Here is a 21,288-nt window from a genome sequence, read left to right on the forward strand (position 1 = left end):
GTCTATAGCCGCGTTTGTCGATCTCATTTTTCTCAAACCAGACGCTCCACACTCAGGTATGAGTTATCATAAAGGTTCGTCCAGATTTTGTATACTGGCACCCTAATCGTTGAATTCGCTGATCTAAATTTTGTCGAATCCTCATGCTCAATCTTGAGTTTCTTGCTACGTCAGCAGGTTGGTGAGCTTCTTATGGTTGTGGTGAATAATTTCAACTACTGCCCATTGATTGATTGGTAGATTGTGGTATTATATGTCAAATTTGCCTCTCAGGGGGTAGTTTTTCTCTGAATTAGTAATGACAATGTACTTTATCTACTATTGTATCCAAACTCTCATTCAAATACCAGAGCTTTGTTTTAAATGAGGGCAGATTGATTCGTTATTCGTTAGGGAACAGGGAACAGGGAACAGGTAAGGTAGAATTTTGAGTTAACTTCCCCTGCTCCCCCTGCTCCCCCTGCTCACTGATAACTGATAACTGATAACTGATAACTCCCTCATCCCTCCTGTTTTTCCAGGAAAGCCGCGCACTCAACGTGGGGGGTTTGGGTAAACAAGTCTGCCGGTTGAATATAGGTTAATTGGTAGCCGCCCGACTGACAGAGACGTTTAAGATCTCGTGCTAGGGTGGCTGGCTTGCAGCTAATGTAGACAAGGCGTTGAGGGAGAACTGAAAGCAGGGTTTCAATGACTTGAGGATTGCAGCCCTGGCGTGGTGGGTCAAGTAATACGATATCTGGAGCGATCCCCAGTTGCGGCAGCACGGTTTCCACAGTTCCTGTCTTAAAGGTGACATTGGTAATACCATTAATCTGGGCATTAAGTTGGGCTTGCTCCACGGCTGTCCCTTGCGCTTCGATCCCCAATGCTTGCTGCACCTGTTTGGCTAAGGGTAGGGTGAATGTACCAATGCCACAGTAGGCATCGACTAGATATTCAGTGCCTTGGAGTGCCAGCTTTTGCCGAATGACATTAAACAAGGCTTCTGCGGCTTCGGTGTTGACCTGGAAAAAGGTATCAGGTCTTAATTGGAACTCTAAATCCGCGAATATCTCCCGCAGATACGGTTGACCCAGGACACAATGGGTTTGAGTGCCGAAAATGACATTGGTACGGTGGGGATTCACATTCACACAAACACCCACCAGGTCAGGATAGCGATTGAGCCAGGTTTGGGCTTGAGTTTCCAGATTGGTTAAGTTGGCATCGGTTGTGACTAAGGTTAAAAGCATTTCCCTGGTTCGGCGTCCAATCCGGAGTGACAGGTGACGCAATCGTCCTTGATGACGGCTTTCGTTATAGATTGACCAACCTTGTTGCTGAATATCCTGCTTGATTTGGGCTAATAGGGGATTTAAGCGAGCATCTTGAACGGGGCATTGATTTAGGTTAATCAGTTGATGGGTTCCTTTCTGGTAATACCCAGCTTGAACTTGACCCGTTGGCGATCGCTGCATCGGATAGGTGGCTTTGTTCCGGTAAGCTAAAGGAGAATCAGTGCTTAAAATCGGGGCGATCTCGATTGATGTGAAGCCGCCGATACGGGTTAACGCTTGCTCTATCAGATTTTCTTTGACTGATCGCTGATACTGGGGATCAATATGCTGCCACTGACAACCGCCACATTTATCCGCCACGATGCAGTGGGGGCGGATACGATGGGGAGAGGGTTCGAGAAGTTGATGGAGTTTCGCGATCGCGTAATTGGGTTTGACGCGCACAAGTCTGACTCGGACATGATCCCCGGTTACCGTATCAGGAACAAAAACGACTCGATTCCCCAACCGTCCGACACCATCGCCACTATCATTTAGGTCTTTGATCGTCACTTCCACCAATTGACCTTGTTGCCACTGATCAGGGGAGACGGGAGGATGGGGGGACAGGGAGACAGAGTGATCCATAAAATGTAGATTTGTGAATACTTTTCCAGCAACTGACTTTATTTGTGGGGTCTAGAGTCGCTAAACTACAAATGTTATCTAAGTTAACCCAATAAGATGAGCGTAGTTAGCCAAGTTATCCTCAAAGCCGACGACGAGCTGCGATACCCCAGCTCCGGTGAACTGATGGGTATTAAAGCCTTTTTGCAGACGGGTGAGCAGCGGATGCGTATCGCTTCCACCCTAGCAGAAAATGAAAAGAAAATTGTTCAGGAAGCGAGTAAGCAGCTATGGCAAAAGCGTCCTGACTTTATTTCACCAGGAGGCAATGCTTATGGGGAGCGCCAGCGATCGCTATGCCTACGGGACTACGGCTGGTATTTGCGATTGATTACCTATGGTGTTCTGGCTGGAGGCAAGGAACCGATTGAAAAAATTGGTTTGATTGGGGTCAAGGAGATGTATAACTCTCTCGGCGTCCCTGTCGCCGGAATGGTTGAATCGATTCGTTGCCTCAAAAATGCTTCCTTGGAGTTGCTGAGTCAGGAAGATGCGATGGAAGCGGCTCCTTATTTTGATTACATCATTCAATCGATGTCCTGACTCTTGACAAGGTTCTTGGTCATTAGGTTACCTCAGGATTGGTGATTGGTGATTCGGGATTCGGGATGGGGAAGCGTTTTGATCATCAGATTCCCAATTGTCCCAATCACCGCCTCATCTCACCAATCCTCAATAATGTATTGACAAATCCTTGATGATCAAGTATAAAAAACCGACAGTCTCTATGGGGAGAATCTGTCGGCTGTTTGTGTGTTCCCTATTGATGACTCGGCTAGAGTTCAGTCATTAGCTAGTATGCAAAATTAACCCGCCTGAGGATTGCGATCTCGATCAGCGATTGGTTGTGAACTTGATCGTAGCCAATCGTCCTGTTTGCTTGTGAGGCGAGATGAGGAGAATAAATTGGCGTCTTCCCCAACACTAACGGCGATTACGCCAACCGAGGCTCTCGTGGCGCGGTTCAGCTAAAATGGTGGAATAGATTTACGGTTAAATTGGGCACAATCCTTTGCGCCCCTAAAGTTTCCAGGCGTAAGCGTCATCCACTAAATTCGGTGTGCCACGCCACTAGGGCTATGTTGTTTGTCAAAAAACTGCCTTGGACTTCCTTATCGATCTTGTTCGCCACCCATTGCGTCTTTGGCTGGTTGATCGCCGCTTCAAAGTTAATCGCAGATGCAGATAGACCTTGGGTGTTGTGGCTGATGGGGGCAATATATATCGTGTTTATCGATTTAGCCCTAACTGCCCCACTGACGCTGATTCAGAGCGTTTATAGCAGTTGGCTCAAGTCAGATACCCGCGCCTTTATATCCGTGATTGTGGGCGCTTTTTTGGCAGTGCTGATTCTGTGCTGGATACATGTTTTTGTCCGGATTCTGGTGCTGCTATCAGCCGGGGCGTTAGTGCGGTTAGATTTGCAAGTTGCCAACTTTGGCGAATGGCAAGCTTTCAGTGTGTTGGTTGTCTTTTCTCTGGTTGGCTATGGGTTAGGCATAATCGCACAGCAGATCGTGAGCAGTATGTTCTGAAGTGTCCTTTGTTTGCTCCCTCGCCTCGCCATAGTTCCACGCCTTATGTCTGGAACATTGCTTTCCCTGCAAACTTTAATCACTGCTTGGGAGTTGAATTTTCACAGCACCTTCTGGGGTGGTGACAACTTTACCGCCGAGTGCTTCAATCTGATTAATGGCACGCTGACGAGTGCCATCGTCTAGGGCATTTTGTAGCACCATTGACCAAGCACTGACTTGGGCTGATTTACTTAAGGGATTGCGGGCAAGAAATTGAGCGGTTTGGCGGGAAATTGAGGCAACATACTGACTTTCTTCGTCTTGATATGTGCTTGCCCATTCTGCGGCTTTCTCAAAGGATTGGCGGGCGGCTTGGGCGTCACCCAGGAATAACAGTTCGTCAATTGCCTTATAGCGCCAGATGTAATAGGATTTGGGGGGAACTTGGGGGGAAAGCTGCTGGAGTCCTTCTTCCATCAGTTCTACTGATCGATCTGGCATACCCGCATAGAGGGATGTGCTACCTGAAAGGAAAAAGTAGGCTTCTAAGAAGCGGGGGTCACGGGCTAGAATCACTTCAAAGTATTCGGGACTCAGTTGATAGCCGGTGACATCGCGAGCTTCATCATCCCCAAAGTATTGCAGGAAATTGAGAAAAACCCAATCGGCTAATAGGTTATCAAATCCGAATGTTGGTACTTTCTGGAGGAGATTTAGGCGCACCTTTTCGGCTTCGATTTGGCGTTGCAGTTCTGTGGGAGAGGGCGTTTTGCCCCTGCCTTGGAGCTGATTGAGTTGGGGAATTTGCAACCCCCCTATGGCGATGATACAGAGGATGGCAATCAGGGAAGGAATGAGAGATTGACGTAAGGGTTGAGAAGATTGGGTCAGCATTTTTGGTAAATGTATTGATTATTAGTTAGGGGATTGAACCACAGCTACACAAACAAAACTAGCCTAGCTTCGCTAACGTTAGACTAACGCGAGTTCCTAAAGATTTGTAAGTCCCTGTAGGGGCGCACAGACGTGCGCCCGATACAATTGACGGGAATGGGAATAAGGGAGCGATCGCACGGTTGAATTGACCAGAAGGAAACAGGCGATCCTTGTAGGGGCAAGATGCACCTCATCAATGAATAACTCCAATCCATTCAATTGGATCGGGTCGCCCTTTACTTAATAAACAATAGCAATGCCTTGATTTAACCCCTCCCTAACCCTCCCCTTGAAGGGGAGGGAACAACAACGGCACGTTTAGTTTAAGGACTGGCTTGGGGAAATCGAGCTAGGAGTTGCTCACGGGATAGCTGAGGTAGTTGTGAGAGGTATTGGCTTAACTGTTGGGGGGGTAATGCTAATAAAGAAGTGACCAGTGCGCTGAGTTGCTCATCCAATTCTCCAAATCGAATTTGAAGCAAATTTTCGACAATAAAATGCTGTGCTTGGTGGATTCCCGATTCACTGTTTTCGAGTTGAGATAATTGCAGGAGAAATGGGGTTAACTGCTGAGGGGGTAATGCCGATAAGGGAGTAATTAAAGCACTCAGGGTGGGAGTCAACTGTCCCACACGAGTCTGGAGGAGGTTTTCGAGAATCAGCCGTTGTCCTTGTTGTATACCTTGCTGCATACCTTGTTGCATGCCTTGTTGCATGCCTTGTTCTATGCCTCGTTGTATACCTTGTTGTATACCTTTTTGCATACCTTGTTGCATGCCTTGTTCTATGCCTCGTTGCAGTGCGGCGTCGAGTTGTTGCCGATATAGGGGTGCTAATGCCATAATTAACTCCCTCTCCTCTGTTTCTAAGTTTTGATGGGCTTGTAAGTTGGCTTGCAAGTTATACAATAAATCTAGCGCAGATTTCCGCAATGGATGGTCTTCGGGTAATCCGGTGATCTCCTCAATGGCTTGCTGTTGAACTCTGCCTTTTCCGAGAAGTCTTAGCCATAGGGTTTGGGGAGTAAGAGGGAGTTTGTGGATGACGATGATGGCTGTTTTGAGAGATTCTCCCATGAAGTAGATTCCTTCTAGCCAGTTAGGTTCATCGTTTATGGCTCTAAATCCTGCTAATAATCGGCTTGAGGCGGTGGGCGTGAGAATCCATAGTTGGGGGAGTTCACTGTCGTTGATGGAGGTATTTTCCCGTCGGGCGCGTCGTTCTAATTCTGAATGTAGGTCAAACAGTTTAGACAGACAACTGCGGATTTGACTAGGGATGACAGCGTTGCGAAAGGGTTCAAATACGGCGGGTGTTGTGGCTAGGCGTCCCAAAAGTCCAAGGGTGGTTTGGTAGTCATTTGGGGTAGAAGTGGGGGTGAAGTAAACGTCAACCTGTCGCACTTCCCCAGCAATGTCTCGACTCGTCTCAACGGTTCCTATGGGGGATAAGAGTTGGTCAAGATAATCTTTGGCAAATTGGTCGTGGGGAAATCGAGTCATTGGGGAATGGGGATAGTCTACCAGTGTAGCCGTCTATCTTACCGGAGTTGAAGAAAATTCGCGATCGGTAGGGGCGAGATACCTGCATCAATTAACAACCCCAATCCATTCAATTCGATCGGGTCGCCCTTTACTTAAGCTGTAACGCATTTAATTTGATAAGGCAATCTAAGCTAGCAAAAGGTTTCAGGAGCTAAATTATTGGATTTAGCTGCATAGCAGCTTAATCAACAAAGCAATACCTTGACGCGACCCCTCCCCTTCAAGGGGAGGGAACGACAGGGGCAGGTTTAGTTTAAGGACTGGCTTAGGGAAATCGAGCTAGGAGTTGCTCACGGGATAGCTGAGGTAGTTGTGAGAGGTATTGGCTTAACTGTTGGGGAGGTAATGCTAATAAAGAAGAGACTAGTGTTGTCAGTTGCTCATCCAATTCTCCAAATCGAATTTGAAGCAAATTTTCGACAATAAAATGCTGTATTTGTTTGATTGCTGATTCACTGTTTTCGAGTTGAGATAATTGCAGGAGAAATGGGGTTAATTGCTGAGGGGGTAATGCCGATAAAGGAGTAATTAAAGCACTCAGGGTGGGAGTCAATTGTCCCAGACGAGTCTGGAGGAGGTTTTCGATAATCAGCCGTTGTCCTTGTTGTATGCCTTGTTGTATGCCTTGTTGCAATCCTTGTTCCATGCCTCGTTGCAGCGCGGCGTCGAGTTGTTGCCGATATAGGGGTGCTAATGCCATAATTAACGCCCTGTCCTCTGTGTCTAATTTTTGTTCTTGATTGGCTTGTAAGTTGGCTTGCAAGTCATACAATAACTCTAGCGTAGACTGCCGCCGTTGGCTGTCTTCGGGTAATGCGGTGATTTCCTCTATGGCTTGCTGTTGGACTGTACCTTTTCCTAGAAGTCTCAACCAGAGGGTTTCTGGGATACGAGGGAGTTGGTGGATGACGACGATGGCTGTTCTGAACGCCTCGTGGAGAAAATAGAGTCCATTTAACCAGTTTTGTTCGTCGCCCAAGGCGCCAAAGCTATCGAGTAAGGGGGTTGAGGCGGTGGGGGTGAGTATCCATAGTCGGGGGAGTTCACTCGGGTTCAGGGAGGTGGATTCCCGTCTGGCGCGTCGTCTCAATTCCCGATGTAGGTCAAATAGTTTGGAAATACAATCACAAATTTGCTCGGAGGTGACAGCATTGCGAAAGGGTTCAAAGACGGCGGACGTTGTGGCGAAGCGCCCTAAAAGTCCCAGAGAGAGGAGGTAGTCATTTGAGATAGAGGTGGGTGTGAAGTAGACATCAACCTCTCGCACTTCCCCAGCAATGTCTCGACTCGTCTCAACGATTCCTATGGGGGATAAAAGTTGGTCAAGGTATTCCTTGGCAAATTGGTCGTGAGGGAATCGGGTCATTGGGGAATGGGGATAGTCTACGAGTGTAGCTGTCTATCTTACCGGAGTTGGAGAAAATTCGCGATCGGTAGGGGCGAGATGCACCTCATCAATGAACAACTCCAATCCCTTCAATTGGGTCGGGTCGCCCAAAACTTAATCAACAAAGCAAGACCGTGATCTGACCCCTCCCTAACCCTCCCCTCGAAGGGGAGGGAACAAGATTGGTGCTTGCTGGGAATAAGGCTGCGATCGCACGATGTAATTGACCGGAAGGGAACAGGCGAGTTCGGTTCAATGCTTATGTTATCTTTGTAATTATTAGGAGGCGCAGCTTTCCTCCCTAGATACCCAGCCGCGAAACATAGATGAAGACAGCAAAATTATTAATTAATGATGATAATCAGACGGTTATATTACCCAAAGAGTTTCAATTTCAGGATAACGAAGTTTATATTAAAAAAATTGGTAACGTCCTGATTTTGATTCCTAAAGCTAATCCTTGGCAAACTTTAAGAGAAAGCTTAAATCTCTTTTCAAAGGACTTTATGGAGAATCGGGAGCAGCCTAGCCTGGAAACTAGAGAAACATGGCAATAATATTTTTGTTGGATACTAATATTTGCATCTACATTATCAGACAAAAACCCGCCAACGTACTCGAAAAGTTTCAAAGCCTCAGTCCATCTGATGTTGGCGTATCATCTATTACAGTGGCTGAACTGGAGTATGGAGCTTACAAAAGTCAGCGTCAAGAACAAAACAGGACGGCGTTGAGTCAGTTTCTAATGATGCTGGAAATTTTACCTTTTGATGCCCAAACAACACAAACTTATGGTAAAATGCGATCAGAATTAGAAAAAATGGGGATTGTTATTGGTGCAATGGATTTGCTTATTGCATCTCAAGCTCTTGATCTTGGCATCACTTTAGTTACCAATAACGTGAGAGAATTTTCCAGAATTCCTGGCTTGACTTGGGAAAACTGGGTAGCATGACGGGCTGATAAGCTTGATGCGATCGCATGGGTCGCCCTTTACTTAATTAACAAAGCAATACCTTGACGCGACCCCTCCCTAACCCTCCCCTTGCTAAGGGGAGGGAACAACAAAGGCTAAATTGACCGGAATGGAACAGGCGAGCGATCGCAGCCTTTGTCGTCCGTCCGTAGGGGCGCATAGACGTGCGCCCGATAAAATTGACGGGGATGGGAACAAGGGAGCGATCGCACCATTGAATTGACCCGAATGGAACAGGCGATCGCACCGTTTGTCGCCCGCACGTAGGGGCGCACTAACGTGCGCCCGATACAATTGGTTTGAGGCATTATAAGGTTAGGTGATCGCTCTGGGTCGAGATATGGGTAGGTTAAGGATAGGGCGAAGCTGTGAACTCAGGTTCACCGTTCAATGCTCAAGCTGGTTAAATTCGGTCGTTCTCGCTCGCTTTGGCTGATTTGAGCGATTAGCCGAGACTTGATTAACTGGCAGATTCATTTACCCCTAGGTCGGTATGTCTGATAAGAAACCCAAGGAAAATCCTCTCAAACGAATTCTTCTTGTATTCTCAATGGTAGCCTTTCTAGGGTCTACGGGCTATGGGCTATTTGGTCTCTATAGTAACGCCTTACAGCAACCGAAAACGACGGCTATCCCGGAAGAGGTGTTGGTTGAGCAACAGCTAGCAGCTAAGGAACGGGGGTATGAGTTGGTTTTAGAGAGGGAACCGGATAATCGGGTGGCGCTGGAAGGCTTGGTGGAGATACGGTTACAGATGCAGGATACTCAAGGTGCGATCGCGCCGTTGGAGAAGTTGGTGGAGTTGCATCCTCAGGAGGCAGGGTATAAGTTACAGTTGGAGCAGTTGCAATAGCAGGTGGGAAAAGAGAGTTAGGGGAGTGGAGAGAGCGATCGCTAAAAGTTGCTTAACATCAAAGTTATCAATATCATCTTGATAGGATGCCTTGTCTCACAACCAAGCTGTTAATATGAATAAACATATAGTTTTATGTACGGACGATCCAGGAATTGGTGGTGTCGCCCAATATAATCACTCCATTCTCTGTGGTTTAGTTAAGTTAGGATATCGAGTAAGCTGTTTACAACATCAAACATCTAATCAACTCATTAACGCTCAAAAACATTTAGGTATTCAACATCTGTGGGTAAGTCGTGATAATTTTAATGATGTTATACGCCTTTTTAGCCACCCATCTAATAAACCCGATCTACTTGTTTGTAGTAACTCCAATCCATTTTCAAATTTTGCTATTAAGAAAGTAGCTATCCAGCTTTCAATTCCCTATATTATTGTCGAAGGTCTTGTTGAACCTCATCTAGCAGATCGCTTCGCTGAATACTTAGAAGAGTTATCACATCACTACAGTCACGCTAAGTCAGTTATTGCAGTTTCCTATGATAATTTGAATTTATTATACAAACTCTTTAGACTTCCTAAAAACCAGGGTAAGGTTATTTACTATGGAAGACCTGTAGAATACTTTAAACCTCGCGACTCATCGGCTCGTGAACGCCTGCGACAAGAGCTGAACATTCCATTTGATGCTGTAGTTTGCTTCACAGCCGCTCGTATAGAGATGCGAAAAGGTTACCAGTACCAGTTAGAAGCAATTAAGCAACTCAAACAAAGTCCAATTTGGACTAAAGTTTATTTTGTATGGGCTGGTGCTGGTATTTTTGAGCCACAACTTGAAGATAGAATAAAAAAATTAGTAGATGAACTAAACGTAACTGATCAAATTAAGTTTTTGGGGCAAATTTCAGACGTTTCAGATTGGCTTGATGCTAGTGATATTTTTGTTTTTCCATCCCAATTAGAGGGAATGCCGTTGTGTGTTATGGAAGCAATGGCAAAGGGATTACCTGTTATTGCAACGGCTGTAAGTGGTATTCCGGAAGAAGTAGGTGATACGGGCAAATTGCTGCCTGATCCAAAAATCGATTCACAGGCTACAGTCAAGGAATTGATAAAAGCGATTCAAGACTGGGTGACTAATCCAGAGTTATGCCACTCTTGTGGTCAGGCTGGCAAACGGCGAGCTGAAAAAATGTTTAGAGAAGAACGCATGGTTAAGGAGACAGTAGGAGTGATTGAGCGAGCTTTGTTACCCAATGGTGATTACGTTTCGCCTGAGTTCTCTATTATTAAACTTGATAAATATTTTCCCAACATGATTGTTGGTGATAAAAGAGCCTGTCGTTGGCCCTATCTGCGTTGGAAAGTTCCCCATAACTGGTATGTAGACAAGCGGCAACCTGGAGTGGGATTTCTCAATCGAGATGAAGCTCATATTCTCTATAATACAGCCCTCAATTTTAAAGGAAAAAGAGCTTTAGAAATTGGCTGTTGGTTGGGTTGGTCAGCCTGTCATTTAGGATTGGCTGGAGTAGAGTTAGATGTAATTGACCCTTTGTTGGTTCAACATGAATTTTATCAAAGCGTAAGTAGTTCCCTCAGAGACGCTAATGTTCTTGACTCAGTTAATCTAATTGCTGGTTGTAGTCCCCAAAAAATAGAGGAGCTAGCTACTCAGTTTCAACGCAAGTGGTCATTGATTTTTATTGATGGTAGTCACGAGGCTCCCGCACCGCTTAATGATGCAATTATGTGCGAAAAATTTGCCGAAGTGGATGCTTTAATTCTCTTCCATGATTTAGCTTCTCCTGATGTAGCTGAAGGTTTAGACTACTTCAAAGAAAAAGGGTGGCAAACGATGGTTTATCAAACTATGCAAATTATGGGAGTGGCTTGGCGAGGAAATGTTGAACCCGTTAAGCATCAACCCGATCCAAAAGTTGACTGGGAATTACCTACCCACTTGCAAGATTATTTAGTAAGTGGTTTATCCCAAGATTCATCTTATGAATTTAAAGAAATCCTTGATATTGTCCGACCCTACACCCTATTAAGTGAAGCGCGGTTGTTCTCACTTTACTCCCTAGCTAAGAAAGTCTGTTTGGATGATATTCCCGGAAATTTTGTGGAGTGTGGAACTTATAAGGGAGGAGCAGCAGCTCTATTAGCATCCGTAATCCAAAAATATACTTTACGCCCTCGACTCCTATACGCCTTTGATACTTTTGAAGGAATGCCAAATCCTACTGAAATTGACCGACATAAGGGGATTCCAGCGAATTTAACGGGATTCGGGGTAGGGACATTAAAAGCTCCAATTCGTGAAAATTTGGACAAAATATGTCAGTTATTGAACGTTAGAAATATAGTCATACCTGTCCAGGGTTTATTTTGCGAGACTTTGCCAGAATATAAGTCAGTAATAAGCAACATTGCTTTCTTACATGCGGATGGGGACTGGTACGAATCAACAAAAGAAATATTCAACACGTTCTATGAGAGCGTTGTTCCTCAAGGCATTATTCAAGTGGATGACTACGGTCATTGGGAAGGTTGTAGAAAAGCTGTGCATGAGTTTGAGCGACTTCGAGGCGAATCATTTGCCATACAAAAGATTGATGATACGGGAGTCTGGTTTCATAAAAATAGTGGAATATCCGAAAAATTAGGTTTAAAAATCTGTATAGATGGTGTATTTTTCCAGCTATACAAAACTGGAATTGCCCGGGTCTGGCGTTCGTTACTAGAAGAATGGTCACATAAAGAATTTGCCAAATATATTGTGATACTTGACCGATCTGGAACAGCGCCCCAAATTCCTGGAATCCGTTATCGAAGTGTACCACTTTATGACTATAGCAGTACAGATGCTGACCGGACAATGTTACAGCAGGTGTGTGATGAGGAAGGTGCTGATTTATTTATTTCTACTTACTATACGACACCCCTGTCAACGCCATCTGTGTTTATGGCGTATGACATGATTCCAGAAGTTCTGGAATGGGATATGAATAATCCTATGTGGAAAGAAAAACATCGTGCGATTCAACAGGCGTCTGCTTACCTGGCGATTTCAGAAAATACAGCGCGTGATTTGGTAAGGTTTTTCCCAGAGATATCTCCAGAATTGGTAAGAGTGGCTCCTTGTGGAGTTAAAAGCATTTTTTCTCCAGCGAATTTGGAGGAGGTGAATAGTTTTCGCACGAAGTACGGCATCTCAAAGCCTTATTTTATTCTGGTAGGTACTGGAGGCGGGTATAAGAATACAATTCTATTTTTCCAAGCGTTTGCTCAACTGTATAGTAAACAGGGTTTTGATATTGTTTGCACGGGTAGCGGTTCCCTGCTTTCTCCAGAGTTAAGAACTTATGCGTCGGGTAGTGTTGTCCATATGTTGCAACTTAGTGACGAGGAATTGAGAACCGCTTATTCTGGTGCGGTTTCATTAGTTTATCCCTCAAAGTATGAAGGGTTTGGGTTACCACTGTTAGAGGCAATGGCTTGTGGTTGTCCAGTGATAACTTGTGCAAATGCATCTATTCCTGAAGTGGCTGGGGAAGCGGCATTATATGTGAATGACACTGATAATAATGAACTAACGAATGCGCTTTGTGATGTGCAAAAACCCGATGTTCGCAACTCGCTAATTGCGGCGGGTTTAGCACAAGCGAAAATGTTCTCATGGTCAAAAATGGCGGAAATCGTTAGTGCGGCTTTTGTTGATGCTACCCTCTTGCCTTTAAATCTGAGAGACATTAATTTAATTATATTCCCCGATTGGTCTCAACCTGAAGAGTCACTAGGGATAGAATTGGAACAGGTGATTAAAGCGATCGCGACTCATGCGGATAGAAGTCATATCACGTTGCTGATAGACACCAGTAATATTTCTCAGGAGGAGGCTAATCTCTTTTTGTCTGCTGTAGCCATGAATCTACTCATGCAGGAAGATTTAGATGTTACCGAGGGTTCAGAAATATCTCTCATGGGACATCTGGGTGAAATGCAGTGGAAATCTCTCTTGCCTCACCTCCAGGCTCGTATTATCTTAGAGAACGAAAATCAAGAAGTGATCACAGGCGTAAAAGCAGAAAGCATTCCATCCTGTACGCTAGACAGTGTATGCAAGAAGCAAGCGGTTCGGTTAGAAACAGGGCGTTGGCAGTTTATATAAACTCCTACTGATTAGCTTCAATGTATTTTTGCCACATCTGTTTGTAAGCGTTTTCCATCTCACGAGTAAACTGCTTGGCATTCCATAAGGGGGCAGTTTGCCTGGATTGCCGCAGTTTCCAAGCAACATTTTGCCGCAGAGTTTCGTCTTTCCCTAAGCGCACACCCCACTCGATATATTCTTCATCCGTCCAACTAATTCCCTCAGTTACACCCGCATTCATGATCATGGTATAGCTGTTACGAGCTGCAAATTGCTGTCCAACTCTTGTGACTATGGGAATACACATCCAGAGCGTTTCTAAAGTCGTAGTTGCTCCGTTATAGGGATAGGTATCTAGCACTACATCAGCAATGCCTAAATTGGCACGATGAACCGATTCTAATTCCACCCCTGGTAAAAATCGCAAACGCTCACTATCCACTCCCGCTTCTTCAGCAATTTGGGTAAAGAAGCGCTTGATTGACTCTTCATCAGCCAAACCTTTAATCAAAAAGTAGCTATTAGGAACCTGCTTAAGAATTTGCATTTGCAGTCGTGCCGTATGAGGATGACGCTTATAGCCAGTTTGAGCGCTAAGATACACCACAGCGTCGCTAGGAATATTGAGTTGATCCCGACGTAGAGTAGGCACACCTACCTCAAAACCATCCACAGCAATATAAGTTTTGGGTAGACGCCAAATTTTGGCAGAATAATAATTTCCAGCAGATTCCGGTAAAACATAGGGGTCAGCGATAAAATAGTCAATTGTTGGCAACCCTGATGCGTCAGAACCTAGCCAAGTGACTTGAATGGGAGCAGGCTTCAAAGCCATAACCCCACAAACTCCGCTAGAAGTGACACTGTCTAGGTCGATTAGCAAATCAATTTCATCGTGATTAATACGCTCAGCAATTTCACTAACTGTCTTGGTTTCCGACAAGTCGCAAAATTGAGAACTATTCTCAGCAAAAGACTGTTGCAAGCTATCATTGGTTCGCTTGAGAGAATAAGCATAAATTTCATATAAATCGCGGTTATGATAGTGAAATATCCATCGCACCAGCCAGCCAACAGAGTGTCGGCGCAAGCAGCTAGAGATATAACCTAATTTTAAGGGTTTCAAAGAACTATCACGGCGCTTGGATAGTTGTAGTGATTGAAATTGGCTCGCTCTCGGTTGGTAGTAGTTCTGGATGCTAGATTGACAAAATTTGGCAACTTTATTGCGTAACTTATGAGTCTTTTCTGGCTCATCAGTCAAATAGTTAGAAAAAGCAACCGTTGTTATCAAACTGAGCAAATGGTTTTCACTGACAATACTGTTTGATTCAACGAGTTTGTGAAGCTGATCTTGCAGTTTTTGATATATTTTAGATGCTTCTTGCCAGTACCCACCAGCTCGCGTTAGACCTCTGATTTGCAGATAATTCCCCGCTATTTTATCTTCCAATGCCTGAGAGCAGCGAAGAATATGTCGGGCAAACTCCAGACTCTCAAGATACCTACCTGTGTTCTGATAGAGGTTTGCCAGGTTTGCCAAAATCGATATGTTGTTAGGTTGTAGCCGCAGGCATAGTTCAAGGTATTTTGCAGCGACTTTTGCAGGGAGATATTTTACAAAGGACTCTACTTGCTCAAACAAAATAGAGTTTAATATTTGATAATAATCTTCGGAACGATTAAGACTAGAAACGCAATATTCTGCCAAATCAACAGCCTGTGGATGAAGCGGGTGATGCTCTAATATCTGCGCCAACACTTGCAACAGCAAACTAGCATCAACTTTTCCAGACTTGTCTGTCTTAAGTTGTTGTACTGCCTGAGATAGGGTGGAATCGTCATCCGCAAATAACTCTAAGCGCACAGAGAGCAGAATAATGTGAAGTAAGTTATCTAAATTATCTGGGCTGATTTCTCTAATGTGCTGTCGGATTGCCCAAGCCACCTTGTCATCTGCTACTGCTTCCCGTCTGACTGCTTCTTGTTGTAAGATTTCTACCAGCTCTCTTGTCCAAAGCTCGACTTGCTCTGGTTCTCCCTCTGCCATTGGTAGCAGCCAGATCATTTGCGCTTCGGTTTCCTGCCCCTGCAACAGCAATAGCAAACCTAAATGCCAGTAATGGGATTTAACATCAGGTTCAGCCTCGATTGCTTGTTCATATAGGCTTGCCGCTTGGCTATAGTCGCCTTGAATTAGACACTGATTTGCTTGCTGCTGCCAGATAGCGATATTAGTAAAAAAAGCACCTTTATCCGTCATCGGCAAACACTAATCAATAGTTGTGAAATAGTTGTGAAATAAAACAAAGCGGGTAGAGATTCCCTACCCACTTCAGCACCTTGTCTAACTTAGATTTACTAAAACCACTGCAGATAGAGTTTCTCTTCTAACCGTCTAAGGGTTTATAAGCTGCGTCGCATTTGGGTGCATCACCAGTGAAGTCTATTGTAGTACTAGCGGCATTAGGTCCCCCGTTCGTCGGAGCCTTGATACCTTCGCACAACACAGCAAGTGTAGTTGCCTCACCTGTACCTGCTACCTCGCCTACCTCAACGCCGCCTTCATAAGCTTTGAGGGTGGCACTCTTTGGTTGTGCCAAATGGGTAGTTTGTTCGGCGCCAGCGGTGTTCTGACCTTCAACACCATATTTATAATTAGTGGTTTCGGTGGCAATGCCAAGACCCAATAAACCGAACTCGTCAACGTCGGTCACAAACTTGCCTTCCTCCAAGTAGTAAGCTTGTTGAGATCGGTTCGCTGAACCAACATAAGTTTTTGCTTCCGACTGCTTCGCCTTATTCGCTTGGTTGAGGAAGGAGGGCAGAGCAATAGCAGATAGAATACCAATAATAATGATTACGACGAGCAGTTCAATCAGCGTGAAACCCTGATCCTGCTTTTTCTGACTGAGATGCTGTAAGAACTTGGCTTTGAGTTCAGTTTTCATGAACGGTTTCTCCTTGAGATGGGGGATGCTTGACTTTTGTCTCCTACATGTAACTTACCCACTTCCGACTACTTTCCTATCACCTGACGCCAAAAAAATTTTTTTTCTGGGTTCCCAGTCACTCAGGATGCACGCTCTACCAGCACATATCCATTTTCTGCCAGTCCAGTCAATGCCTGTTTGACAGTCTCCAACGCCTCTTCTTGGTTGGTAGACTCCAGGGTTACCGGATGCACTGGGCGCAATTGCTGCCATCGCGCCACCAGGGATGGTATCAACTGAGACGACTCCAACAGAGGCAACAGGCAAGCGGCAATAGTACTATCTACCAATCTTGACTCTCCCGTCACAGGTAGATACTTACTGATTTCCCAGGGATTGAACTGGGTGACACATCTGCTCATTTCCTCTTTCACGGCTGCGGTTCTGAGCTGGGGATGTAAATGTACCTGGGCTTCCTGCCAATCATCATTCGTCCACTCGGCAATCGGTACAAAGGGTTGAGCTTGATGGGGATGCCCGCACCAGAAGTCCAATAGACGATGGATGGGATGTAATAGCTCAAATAAGCGCAGTTGCTGTTCCTCTGAAATATCGGGTAAACTCATCGCCAAAAACACGGGCAAATTCTCCGGCTCTTTGAATAGCTTCATTAAGTCCCATTGCCGCCAATTCACCATACTGATAAATTCTAAGTCTGCCCCTCTCAACGCCGCAAATAAATCAGAAATCGTGTAGCCCTTATCCCCTTGGAAGAGATAGTTCATTAAAACATTTCCTTTTCCATCTTCCCCTTCATACTTACCAGTCCACGTTTGGGTTTTCAGGTTAACCCCATCCTTCAAAGCCTTCATTATGTCTAAGACGATTTCAATCTCCATATCCTCCGGATTACCCTCCATCAATCCCATCATCTGGAACGCTTCTTGAGCGCGGAAATAGTTAACCCGCTGATGTTTGCTGTGGAGATTGCTGCGAATAATCCCCTGTGGCTTCAGCACTAACTTCATTGCTTGGAGGGCAATGGCTGGGTCAGGAAACAGGTAAAGCAACTCATCACAATTAATGTAGTCAAACTCTAAACCGAGCTGAGGCAACTCATAAATAGAGATCTGATGAAATTCTACCTGCTCAAAACCATGATGCTTTAAACGCTGACGCGCTAATTCCAGGGATTTCTCGGATATATCAATCCCGACAATTTTTGCCCCAGGGTTGGCTTCGGCTAAAATTAAAGCTCCATATCCCGCACCACAGCCAGCATCTAAAATTGTTATCTGCTCCGTATCTATTACCTTTTGATTTCTTACATAGTAAGGTGTGACAAAATTATGAATATAGAGTTTGCTAACATTATCTTTCGGGGAGCGGTCTATGGGAATACGTGGATAGGGCCCAAAATCAAATTGCTGGCGAATTTTTTCTAGTAATACAGCCGCTTGTTCATCCATCAGCGCTATCTCTCCATACAAAGGCACAGACACAAATCAACAGCATTCAAGCTTTTCCCCCAAGTCTAAGGATAATCGGATGGGTGACGCGATCGCAATGATTATGAAGGGATAATCGTCACTGACACCATTTACCAACAAGGGCGCACGTTGGGAAAGGGCGCACGTCGGTGCGCCCCTACGAGGAACCATCCATCATACATATTAGGTGTGCTACGCCAGTCGAGGGGTTTTTCAGGTAGCACAGCACGAAACACTGATTTCACGGATTTATCGAAAAGGTAGGGGTGGGGATGTGAGAGGTTAGCCCCACTGATTTCACTCCACAGCAAATACAGGTGTGGGGATACAATCAAGATTCGATTGAGACAGATATGAAACGCCTTTGTGTGTCAATCTGTGTCATTTAATCGTTAGTCAGCGGCAAAGTGTGACTCAATCTGAGTCATCTGTGTTATCACAAAAAATCTGGATCAACTCCCAGCGATCGCAGTCTCTCCTCTAACCGATTAGATATGCCCAGCCAGGACGTACACAAAGCGAAGCGAGCGCTCACTACGAACGGTGCGATCGCTCTTTTTGTGTCCTCGTCTGCAAGCTTATGTATATAGTCTATAGGCAGGCACATTTTTCCACGATCAAAAGTATACCATGAATCAACACGCGATCGCATTAAGTTATATTTTTTACCTCAACCGTCGCACCTCTTCTAAACTCAAGCCAGTGATTTGACTAATCGTATCTTCATCGACAACCCCTAACATTTTCCTAGCCATTTCTACTTTAGATTCCTGAATCCCCTGTTCTCGTCCCACTTGAATCCCCTGTTCTCGTCCAAGCTGAATTCCCTGTTCAATTCCCTGTCTCAAGGCTAATTTTATTGCATTCCGTTGGTCATGAATATACATTTCCCGTTGTTCTAGCGCTTCTAACTCTTCACGAGTCAGATTCGCTTGATTCGCTACTTCAAACGCCTTGCGTATTTCCGGGACTTGTGCCATTGTTTCCGGTATCGTTTCTAATCCTCTAGCACATTTAATAAAGTATATCCATTTATCCGCTAGGGTTTCTAGTTCTTCTAGCTCTTTGGTAAATTTTGGTAATTCAACAAAGACTAACTCCAAGTCATTAATCGGGTAATCTGTCAAAAGATTCTTTTCTTTGAGGACAAAATTAGAAATCACTTGGGGCAAATCCTCAAACATTTCAAAGTCCGTCAGCGTCAAGGCAATAACCGGATTCAATAGAGTATAATCCTCCCCGGGTTGCAATTGAATCGAATAGGCTTTAGCTGCGTTATACAATATCCGCTTCTCAAACCCCGATAAATTCAGGACTTGCATCTCTATAATCACCGTTGTCTCATCGGTTAGTTTAGCTTTAACATCCAGGAACGTATCTTTAATTCCCTGAATCTTCGGCGCTAGATAAGGGTTAATAATTTTTAACTCAGTGATTCGGGGATGTCCACCGTAGAGGAGGGAATTCAGGAAACTAATTAGGATTTCTGGGTTTTGCTCAGAGCCAAATATCTTTTTAAAGGCAAAATCCGTTTTGGGATTAATAAAAATCATAGTTATCCTCCCCTGATTAAACGTTTACTTTAAAAAATGGCAATCTGTTGTAAGCTCTACTCGCTTCGTGATCGCGTGAAACCTCTTTTTGTGTCAATCTGTGTTACTTAATCGTGAGTTTACAGCAGAATGTGATTAAATCGGTGTCTTATGTGTGATCACAAAGAGTCTGGATCAACGAAAGAGCGATCGCAGTCTCTCCTCTAACCGATTAAAGATGCCCAGCTAGGACGTGCGATCGCTCCTTCTGTGTCTTTGTCTGAAACCTTATGTGTCGAGTCTATAGGCAGGCACATTTTCCCATGATGAAAAGTATACCATAAACCAACACGCGATCGCAGGTCAGCAGGAGAAAATCAACCAGGCTTTAGAAATACCAATTTTCGATTTTCAATTCATTAAAATTAGCATAATCGGATACATTATTAGTCACTAAAATCAACTGATTAACCTTAGCAATTGCGGCAATTTGACTATCTGCAAACGAGGGAGTTTTGCCCAGTTTAACCAAACGCGCCCTCTCTTGGGCGTGCCATTCGGCGGCGGCTTCGTTGTAAGGAAAAAAAGGTAATTTCGCTTTGACTTCTTCCTGAAGATATTGTTCTAACCCTTGACGCTTTCTTGATGGCGGCAATCGATTCAAACCAAATAACAGCTCGTGCCAGACTATCGTTGCTGTTGACATCTCTCCAGCATAACGGGATAAATTTGCCATAACTCTGGCATCAGGCTTTGGCTTCATCGGTTCAGATATTATATTACTATCTAGCAAAAATCGAAGCGTCACAAATTCACCTCGCGTCCAGGAGATTTATCGCGCACATCGCCAAAAATAGCATCAACATCAATGTCTAGTTCAGCGATATTATATCTGAGCCTAAATTCCTCTAATTTGTCACCAAACTTGCCTTTATCCTGATTGATTGGAGTATCAATAATTTCAATTCTCACGGCTTGACCTTCAGGAATATCCAGAAGTTCTGAAAATTCTAACGTTTGACCGCGTTTAATCGCTGTGATTTGCATAATCGACTCTCCCGATGCTAAAAAATTCTCACTCATACAGATAACCCCAAAATCCAAGATAACCTGGGGACGAGTTTAGACTCACTGATCACCCCATTTTCCCCCATCATCAGCTCAATCCTACCCGATATCGCCACAATTGGGTCTTGGGTGCGATCGCTCTTAACGTCTTTCTGTGTCAATCTGTGTTATTTAAGCGTGAGTCTACAGCAGAATATGATTCAATCGGTGTCACTTGTGTTATCACAAAGTATCTGGATCAACGAAAGAGCGATCGCAGTCTCTCCTGTAACCTATTAAAGATGCCCAGCTAGGACGTGCGATCGCTCTTTCTATGTTCTTGTCTGCAAGCTTATGTATCGAGTTTATAGGCAGGCACATTTTCCCATGATAAAAAGTATACCATAAATAAACCAATACGCGATCGCGCTTCCACCTTAAAGCTACAACCCGAATACCTAATTACGATGAATCAGTCTGTCATACTCATCATGATCTCCTATCCATACCCAAATAAAGTCAGAACCATCTTCTACAGCTAAGGCTCTATAACTTAATCCAATCCTTGCTGACCAATACTTTCCCACCTTTTTGAAGTTTAAAGATGGATGATTGGGATCAGCTTTGAGTAAATCATAGCTTTTTCTTGCCTGACGCTGAACCGTCTCTGGTAAGGCGTAAAAGCGTTGCCAGAATTTCGGGGTTGTTCGATGCACTTACAAGTTTCCTAGTTTTCCTTGAGACTTTGCTGTCATTGCCTCTTCCAGCAAAAAATCCAGTTTGCCATTAGCACTATCCCCCTCAATTTGCTTATCCCAGATTTCCCAATCTTTTTGAGCAAACCACTCTCTCAATCGCCGGAAATCCTCCTGAGAGAGCGCTTCAATTTCCGATTGAATCTGTTTCACTTGTTTCATTTAACGTCACGCTTGAGCAATCCACCTCTATCATTTTATCGCGTAGATGTG

21 protein-coding genes are annotated in these 21,288 nt (G+C 44.5%); 6 read left to right on the forward strand and 15 right to left on the reverse strand.

Going from position 1 to position 21,288, the window contains the following annotated elements; genetic code table 11:
- Positions 1-500: 500 nt before the first annotated feature.
- Positions 501-1,907: a 23S rRNA (uracil(1939)-C(5))-methyltransferase RlmD gene (gene rlmD, locus RID09_RS00705; protein WP_446334031.1), complete on the reverse strand. Its 1,407-nt coding sequence runs from the start codon at positions 1,905-1,907 to the stop codon at positions 501-503.
- A gap of 96 nt (positions 1,908-2,003) precedes the next feature.
- Between rlmD and RID09_RS00710 the strand changes: the two genes are divergently transcribed.
- Both RID09_RS00710 and RID09_RS00715 read left to right on the forward strand, forming a co-directional pair.
- A complete protein-coding gene (locus RID09_RS00710; RefSeq protein WP_446334032.1) occupies positions 2,004-2,489 on the forward strand; it encodes an allophycocyanin in 486 nt (161 codons plus the stop codon).
- A gap of 536 nt (positions 2,490-3,025) precedes the next feature.
- The gene (locus RID09_RS00715) at positions 3,026-3,481 is read left to right on the forward strand and encodes a hypothetical protein (RefSeq protein ID WP_446334033.1); all 456 of its coding nucleotides are present in this window, start codon (positions 3,026-3,028) and stop codon (positions 3,479-3,481) included.
- A gap of 75 nt (positions 3,482-3,556) precedes the next feature.
- On the opposite strand, the gene RID09_RS00720 is transcribed toward RID09_RS00715, so the two are convergent.
- The 3 genes from RID09_RS00720 to RID09_RS00730 form a co-directional block, all read right to left on the reverse strand.
- Positions 3,557-4,357: a hypothetical protein gene (locus RID09_RS00720; RefSeq protein ID WP_446334034.1), complete on the reverse strand. Its 801-nt coding sequence runs from the start codon at positions 4,355-4,357 to the stop codon at positions 3,557-3,559.
- A gap of 365 nt (positions 4,358-4,722) precedes the next feature.
- Positions 4,723-5,901, reverse strand: a complete 1,179-nt coding sequence (locus RID09_RS00725) for a flagellar assembly protein H (protein ID WP_446334035.1) — start codon at positions 5,899-5,901, stop codon at positions 4,723-4,725.
- Between the two features lie 307 nt (positions 5,902-6,208).
- The gene (locus RID09_RS00730) at positions 6,209-7,309 is read right to left on the reverse strand and encodes a flagellar assembly protein H (RefSeq protein WP_446334036.1); all 1,101 of its coding nucleotides are present in this window, start codon (positions 7,307-7,309) and stop codon (positions 6,209-6,211) included.
- A 347-nt stretch (positions 7,310-7,656) separates the two neighbouring features.
- Here RID09_RS00730 and RID09_RS00735 point away from each other — a divergent pair, with 347 nt between their 5' ends.
- Entirely contained in the window at positions 7,657-7,887 is a 231-nt protein-coding gene (locus RID09_RS00735; protein WP_446334037.1) for an antitoxin, read from the forward strand.
- On the forward strand, positions 7,878-8,285 hold the full coding sequence (gene vapC / locus RID09_RS00740; RefSeq protein WP_446334038.1) for a type II toxin-antitoxin system tRNA(fMet)-specific endonuclease VapC: 408 nt from the start codon (positions 7,878-7,880) through the stop codon (positions 8,283-8,285). The genes RID09_RS00735 and vapC overlap by 10 nt, the downstream gene beginning before the upstream one ends.
- A gap of 116 nt (positions 8,286-8,401) precedes the next feature.
- On the opposite strand, the gene RID09_RS00745 is transcribed toward vapC, so the two are convergent.
- Positions 8,402-8,614 carry a hypothetical protein gene (locus RID09_RS00745; RefSeq protein ID WP_446334039.1) on the reverse strand — a complete coding sequence of 71 codons (213 nt, stop codon included), beginning with the start codon at positions 8,612-8,614 and terminating at the stop codon, positions 8,402-8,404.
- A gap of 185 nt (positions 8,615-8,799) precedes the next feature.
- On the opposite strand from RID09_RS00745, the gene RID09_RS00750 reads away from it, so the two are divergent.
- Both RID09_RS00750 and RID09_RS00755 read left to right on the forward strand, forming a co-directional pair.
- Positions 8,800-9,159: a tetratricopeptide repeat protein gene (locus RID09_RS00750; protein WP_446334040.1), complete on the forward strand. Its 360-nt coding sequence runs from the start codon at positions 8,800-8,802 to the stop codon at positions 9,157-9,159.
- Between the two features lie 115 nt (positions 9,160-9,274).
- Positions 9,275-13,336: a glycosyltransferase gene (locus RID09_RS00755; protein WP_446334041.1), complete on the forward strand. Its 4,062-nt coding sequence runs from the start codon at positions 9,275-9,277 to the stop codon at positions 13,334-13,336.
- A 4-nt stretch (positions 13,337-13,340) separates the two neighbouring features.
- Here RID09_RS00755 and RID09_RS00760 read toward each other — a convergent pair whose 3' ends face one another.
- The 10 genes from RID09_RS00760 to RID09_RS00805 all read right to left on the reverse strand — a co-directional run bounded on the left by RID09_RS00760 (position 13,341) and on the right by RID09_RS00805 (position 21,237).
- The gene (locus RID09_RS00760) at positions 13,341-15,581 is read right to left on the reverse strand and encodes an O-linked N-acetylglucosamine transferase, SPINDLY family protein (RefSeq protein WP_446334042.1); all 2,241 of its coding nucleotides are present in this window, start codon (positions 15,579-15,581) and stop codon (positions 13,341-13,343) included.
- A gap of 127 nt (positions 15,582-15,708) precedes the next feature.
- A complete protein-coding gene (locus RID09_RS00765) occupies positions 15,709-16,269 on the reverse strand; it encodes a type IV pilin-like G/H family protein (RefSeq protein ID WP_446334043.1) in 561 nt (186 codons plus the stop codon).
- Between the two features lie 122 nt (positions 16,270-16,391).
- Positions 16,392-17,720 carry a methyltransferase domain-containing protein gene (locus RID09_RS00770; RefSeq protein WP_446334061.1) on the reverse strand — a complete coding sequence of 443 codons (1,329 nt, stop codon included), beginning with the start codon at positions 17,718-17,720 and terminating at the stop codon, positions 16,392-16,394.
- A gap of 36 nt (positions 17,721-17,756) precedes the next feature.
- Positions 17,757-17,912, reverse strand: a complete 156-nt coding sequence (locus RID09_RS00775) for a hypothetical protein (protein WP_446334044.1) — start codon at positions 17,910-17,912, stop codon at positions 17,757-17,759.
- Between the two features lie 494 nt (positions 17,913-18,406).
- On the reverse strand, positions 18,407-19,294 hold the full coding sequence (locus RID09_RS00780) for an Rpn family recombination-promoting nuclease/putative transposase (RefSeq protein ID WP_446334045.1): 888 nt from the start codon (positions 19,292-19,294) through the stop codon (positions 18,407-18,409).
- Positions 19,295-19,661: 367 nt separating this feature from the next.
- Positions 19,662-20,081, reverse strand: a complete 420-nt coding sequence (locus tag RID09_RS00785) for a PIN domain-containing protein (RefSeq protein WP_446334046.1) — start codon at positions 20,079-20,081, stop codon at positions 19,662-19,664.
- Positions 20,078-20,356, reverse strand: coding sequence for a hypothetical protein (locus tag RID09_RS00790; RefSeq protein ID WP_446334047.1), 279 nt, complete (start codon positions 20,354-20,356; stop codon positions 20,078-20,080). The genes RID09_RS00785 and RID09_RS00790 overlap by 4 nt, the downstream gene beginning before the upstream one ends.
- On the reverse strand, positions 20,353-20,502 hold the full coding sequence (locus RID09_RS00795; protein WP_446334048.1) for a hypothetical protein: 150 nt from the start codon (positions 20,500-20,502) through the stop codon (positions 20,353-20,355). Before RID09_RS00795 ends, RID09_RS00790 begins: the two co-directional genes overlap by 4 nt.
- 276 nt (positions 20,503-20,778) lie before the next feature.
- Complete coding sequence (locus RID09_RS00800; protein WP_446334049.1) at positions 20,779-21,036, reverse strand: ParE family toxin-like protein; 258 nt, start codon at positions 21,034-21,036, stop codon at positions 20,779-20,781.
- Entirely contained in the window at positions 21,037-21,237 is a 201-nt protein-coding gene (locus RID09_RS00805) for a hypothetical protein (RefSeq protein WP_446334050.1), read from the reverse strand. It lies immediately after the preceding gene.
- Positions 21,238-21,288 lie beyond the last annotated feature (51 nt).

Origin of the sequence: Coleofasciculus sp. G1-WW12-02 (assembly GCF_040219735.1) — a bacterium.
In the GTDB taxonomy this organism is placed as follows: domain Bacteria; phylum Cyanobacteriota; class Cyanobacteriia; order Cyanobacteriales; family Coleofasciculaceae; genus Coleofasciculus.

Coding starts and splice junctions, on each gene's coding strand:
- rlmD (WP_446334031.1), bottom strand. CDS start 1,907: ATGGATCACTCTGTCTCCCTGTCCCCCCATCCTCCCGTCTCCCCTGAT.
- RID09_RS00710 (WP_446334032.1), top strand. CDS start 2,004: ATGAGCGTAGTTAGCCAAGTTATCCTCAAAGCCGACGACGAGCTGCGA.
- RID09_RS00715 (WP_446334033.1), top strand. CDS start 3,026: ATGTTGTTTGTCAAAAAACTGCCTTGGACTTCCTTATCGATCTTGTTC.
- RID09_RS00720 (WP_446334034.1), bottom strand. CDS start 4,357: ATGCTGACCCAATCTTCTCAACCCTTACGTCAATCTCTCATTCCTTCC.
- RID09_RS00725 (WP_446334035.1), bottom strand. CDS start 5,901: ATGACTCGATTTCCCCACGACCAATTTGCCAAAGATTATCTTGACCAA.
- RID09_RS00730 (WP_446334036.1), bottom strand. CDS start 7,309: ATGACCCGATTCCCTCACGACCAATTTGCCAAGGAATACCTTGACCAA.
- RID09_RS00735 (WP_446334037.1), top strand. CDS start 7,657: ATGAAGACAGCAAAATTATTAATTAATGATGATAATCAGACGGTTATA.
- vapC (WP_446334038.1), top strand. CDS start 7,878: ATGGCAATAATATTTTTGTTGGATACTAATATTTGCATCTACATTATC.
- RID09_RS00745 (WP_446334039.1), bottom strand. CDS start 8,614: ATGCCTCAAACCAATTGTATCGGGCGCACGTTAGTGCGCCCCTACGTG.
- RID09_RS00750 (WP_446334040.1), top strand. CDS start 8,800: ATGTCTGATAAGAAACCCAAGGAAAATCCTCTCAAACGAATTCTTCTT.
- RID09_RS00755 (WP_446334041.1), top strand. CDS start 9,275: ATGAATAAACATATAGTTTTATGTACGGACGATCCAGGAATTGGTGGT.
- RID09_RS00760 (WP_446334042.1), bottom strand. CDS start 15,581: ATGACGGATAAAGGTGCTTTTTTTACTAATATCGCTATCTGGCAGCAG.
- RID09_RS00765 (WP_446334043.1), bottom strand. CDS start 16,269: ATGAAAACTGAACTCAAAGCCAAGTTCTTACAGCATCTCAGTCAGAAA.
- RID09_RS00770 (WP_446334061.1), bottom strand. CDS start 17,720: ATGGATGAACAAGCGGCTGTATTACTAGAAAAAATTCGCCAGCAATTT.
- RID09_RS00775 (WP_446334044.1), bottom strand. CDS start 17,912: ATGGTTCCTCGTAGGGGCGCACCGACGTGCGCCCTTTCCCAACGTGCG.
- RID09_RS00780 (WP_446334045.1), bottom strand. CDS start 19,294: ATGATTTTTATTAATCCCAAAACGGATTTTGCCTTTAAAAAGATATTT.
- RID09_RS00790 (WP_446334047.1), bottom strand. CDS start 20,356: ATGAGTGAGAATTTTTTAGCATCGGGAGAGTCGATTATGCAAATCACA.
- RID09_RS00805 (WP_446334050.1), bottom strand. CDS start 21,237: ATGAAACAAGTGAAACAGATTCAATCGGAAATTGAAGCGCTCTCTCAG.